Source organism: Limnobacter sp. (genome assembly GCF_964228395.1).
In the GTDB taxonomy this organism is placed as follows: Bacteria; Pseudomonadota; Gammaproteobacteria; order Burkholderiales; family Burkholderiaceae_B; genus Limnobacter.
The window spans coordinates 1-3,656 of record NZ_CAXQZX010000074.1 but is presented as its reverse complement, the minus strand read 5'-3'; the positions used below and the strand labels follow the sequence as shown (position 1 = coordinate 3,656).

The 3,656-nt window shown below is 56.6% G+C and carries 4 protein-coding genes; all 4 read left to right on the top strand.

Features of this window, described 5'->3' with window-relative positions; genetic code table 11:
• Window positions 1–1,626, top strand: a 1,626-nt coding sequence (gene infB / locus ACEQU8_RS05815) for a translation initiation factor IF-2 (protein ID WP_370262205.1), incomplete at its 5' end; no start/stop codon positions are given.
• Between the two features lie 26 nt (window positions 1,627–1,652).
• Complete coding sequence (gene rbfA, locus ACEQU8_RS05810) at window positions 1,653–2,006, top strand: 30S ribosome-binding factor RbfA (protein WP_370262203.1); 354 nt, start codon at window positions 1,653–1,655, stop codon at window positions 2,004–2,006.
• 26 nt (window positions 2,007–2,032) lie between these two features.
• Complete coding sequence (truB, locus tag ACEQU8_RS05805; protein WP_370262202.1) at window positions 2,033–3,010, top strand: tRNA pseudouridine(55) synthase TruB; 978 nt, start codon at window positions 2,033–2,035, stop codon at window positions 3,008–3,010.
• Window positions 3,007–3,656: GTP-binding protein (locus ACEQU8_RS05800; protein WP_370262201.1), on the top strand; the 650-nt coding region annotated here is incomplete at its 3' end. The genes truB and ACEQU8_RS05800, both read left to right, overlap by 4 nt.

The following is a 3,656-nucleotide window of genomic DNA, read 5'->3' as shown; positions in this document are numbered from 1 at the left end:
CAAGACACCGCCATGATCGTGACCGAAGAGCTTGGCCACAAAGCCATTGCCGCCAAGCTTGATGACCCCGAGGCCCTCATCGACGAGGTGGGTGCAAGCCAATCCGAAGCCGAGGAATTGCCTCGTGCGCCAGTGGTCACTGTGATGGGTCACGTTGACCACGGTAAAACCTCTTTGCTTGACTACATTCGCAGCACCAAAGTGGCCTCTGGCGAAGCGGGTGGCATTACCCAACATATTGGTGCCTACCACGTAGAGACCGATCGTGGCATGATCACCTTCCTTGATACGCCGGGTCACGAGGCCTTTACGGCCATGCGAGCTCGCGGTGCCAAGGCCACCGACATCGTGATTTTGGTGGTGTCTGCCGACGACGGCGTGATGCCTCAAACCATCGAGGCCATTCACCATGCCAAGGCCGCTGGTGTGCCATTGGTGGTGGCCATTAACAAAATCGACAAGCCCGAAGCCAACCCTGATCGGGTCAAGCAAGAACTCATCACCCACGAAGTGGTGCCCGAAGAGTACGGCGGCGATTCGCCCATGATTCCCGTGTCGGCCAAAACCGGCCAAGGCATCGACGACCTGCTGGAAAACGTGCTACTGCAGGCCGAAGTGCTGGAGCTTAAAGCACCGGTTGAGGCTTCTGCCAAAGGCTTGGTGGTTGAATCCCGCTTGGACAAGGGCCGTGGCCCCGTGGCCACCGTGCTGGTGCAAAGCGGCACCTTGAAAAAGGGTGATGTGGTGTTGGCTGGCACGGCCTTTGGTCGAGTGCGCGCCATGCTTGATGAATCAGGTCGCACCATTGAGGCCGCAGGGCCTTCCATCCCAGTTGAAATTCAGGGTTTGAGCGACGTGCCCGCCGCTGGCGAAGAAGTGATTGTGCTGCCTGACGAACGCAAGGCTCGCGAAATCGCCTTGTTCCGCCAGGGCAAGTTCCGCGACGTCAAACTGGCCAAGCAACAAGCCGCCAAGCTCGAAAACATGTTCGATCAAATGACCGAGGGCGAAGTAAAAACCTTGGCCATCGTGTTGAAGGCCGACGTGCAGGGCTCCCAGGAAGCCTTGGCCCATGCTTTGTTAAAGCTCTCCACCGACGAGGTGAAGGTGCAAATTGTTCACGCTGCGGTGGGTGGCATCAGCGAATCCGACGTCAACCTGGCGGTGGCGTCCAAGGCTGTGATCATCGGCTTTAATACCCGTGCCGACCAGGGCGCTCGTAAAACCGCCGAAAACAACGGTGTGGACATTCGCTACTACAACATCATTTATGACGCAGTAGACGAAGTCAAAGCCGCCATGACCGGCATGTTGACGCCCGACAAAAAAGAAGAAATCGTTGGCAACGTCGAAATCCGCGAGGTTTACAAAATCTCCAAGGTGGGTTCCGTGGCCGGCTGTATGGTGCTCGATGGCGTGGTACGTCGTGGTGCGGGCATCCGCTTGCTGCGCGACAACGTGGTCATCTGGACTGGCCAATTGGCCTCGCTCAAGCGCTTCAAGGACGACGCCAAAGAAGTGCGCCAGGGCTTTGAGTGCGGCTTGCAGTTGGCCAATTACGACGACATCAAGATCGGTGACGTGCTGGAAGTATTTGAAGTGAAGGAAGTGGCCCGTACCCTGTAATTCGGGTGCTTGGCCCAAGGCGAGTTATGCGACATAAAAAAAAGGCGCCCGCGCGTGGAGTGCGGGTGGCCGAGCAAATCCAGAAAGACCTGGCGGAAATCATCCCTCGGGAGCTGCGCGACCCGCGCCTGGGTTTCGTCACGCTCACCGAGGTTCAGCTTACGCCCGACTACGCTTACGCCACCGTGTATTTTTCTGTGCTCACTGGTTCAGCCGAAGAAAGCGAGCAGGCCCTGAACGATTCTGCCGGCTACTTGCGCAATCTTATTTTTAAGAAACTGCACATTCACACCGTGCCCACATTGAGGTTCAAGCATGACCAATCTGTGGAGCGTGGCGCCGAAATGTCTCAACTCATCGACCGTGCGCTAAAGCGTTGAAGGCTGGTCGAAGGTCCGTTTCTGGTGTGTTGTTGTTTGACAAAGCCACTGGCCTGTCATCCAATATTGCACTGCAGCAGGTAAAAAGGTTGTACCGCGCCGAAAAAACCGGTCACACCGGCACCTTGGACCCCCTGGCCAGCGGTTTGTTGCCCTTGATGTTTGGCGAAGCCACCAAGTTTGCCGCAGACCTCATCGATGCCAGCAAAACCTACCGAACCACGGTTCGACTGGGGTACAGCAGCACCACTGGGGATGCCGAGGGCCAAATTAGCGCAAAAGCGGATGGGGTGGCACTGGCCAGTTTGGATCGCACTAGGGTTGAAGCGGTTTGCAGGCAATTTGTTGGTGAAATTCAACAACTGCCCCCCATGTTTTCTGCGCTAAAGAAAGACGGCAAGCCATTGTACGAGTATGCTCGCGATGGCGTAGAAATTGACAGGCAAACAAGGGCCATTCAAATCCATCGACTTGAGGTTCTGGATTTGGTCCACAGTGGGGAAGCGGCCAAGGCCGAGTGTGCGCTAACCCTCGAGGTAGAGTGCAGCAAAGGCACCTATGTACGCACCTTGGGCGAAGACATCGCCAAGGCTTTGGGCACGGCGGGTTACCTGGTTGACTTGCGGCGCGTGGCCATCGGCAAGTTGCTGGTGGAACAGGCGCACACCCTGGAGTCACTCAAAGGGCTTGCTGCAGCCAACGAGCACGCACCTTTTGATGCGCTCGATCAAGTATTAACACCGGTGGATAGCCTGCTCAGTGGGCTGCCCAGCGTTGAATTGAACAATGAGTTTGCCCGGCGATTCATGCACGGGCAACGGTTGCCACTGCAAGGGCCCATGGGCCGGGCAGGGCGAGTGCGGGTGTATGGAGAAACCCTCGCACAGGATGTGAAGAACATGCCCAGTGGTCATGGCCACGTATTTTTGGGCACCGGCATTTTGGAAACAGACGGCAAGGGCGCTTTGCTCCGGCCCGAAAGACTTATTCAGGTAAACCTATGACACGCGCATTACGCAACGTTGCAATCATCGCCCACGTGGACCACGGCAAAACCACACTGGTGGACCAACTTCTTCGCCAATCTGGCACTTTCCGCGAAAACGAAAAACTCGAAGAACGCGTGATGGACAGCAACGACCTTGAAAAAGAGCGTGGCATTACCATTCTGGCCAAAAACTGCGCGGTGGAGTACGAAGGTACCCACATCAACATTGTAGACACCCCGGGGCACGCTGATTTTGGCGGCGAGGTAGAGCGTGTGCTCTCGATGGTCGACTCCGTGTTGCTGCTGGTCGATGCTGTGGAAGGCCCCATGCCACAAACCCGCTTTGTAACCCGCAAAGCCCTGGCCTTGGGTTTGAAGCCCATCGTGGTGGTGAACAAGGTTGACCGCCCCGGCGCGCGTGTCGATTGGGTGATCGACCAAACCTTTGACTTGTTCGACAAGCTGGGTGCCACCGACGAACAACTGGACTTCCCGATTGTGTATGCCTCTGGCCTGAATGGTTACGCTGGCAACACCCCCGATGTGCGTGGCGGCGATATGCGCCCCCTGTTTGAAGCCATTTTGAAATACGTGCCGGTGCGCGACGACGATCCCAATGGCCCATTGCAGTTCCAGATCACATCGTTGGACTACAACAGCTA

Coding starts and splice junctions, on each gene's coding strand:
- rbfA (WP_370262203.1), top strand. CDS start 1,653: ATGCGACATAAAAAAAAGGCGCCCGCGCGTGGAGTGCGGGTGGCCGAG.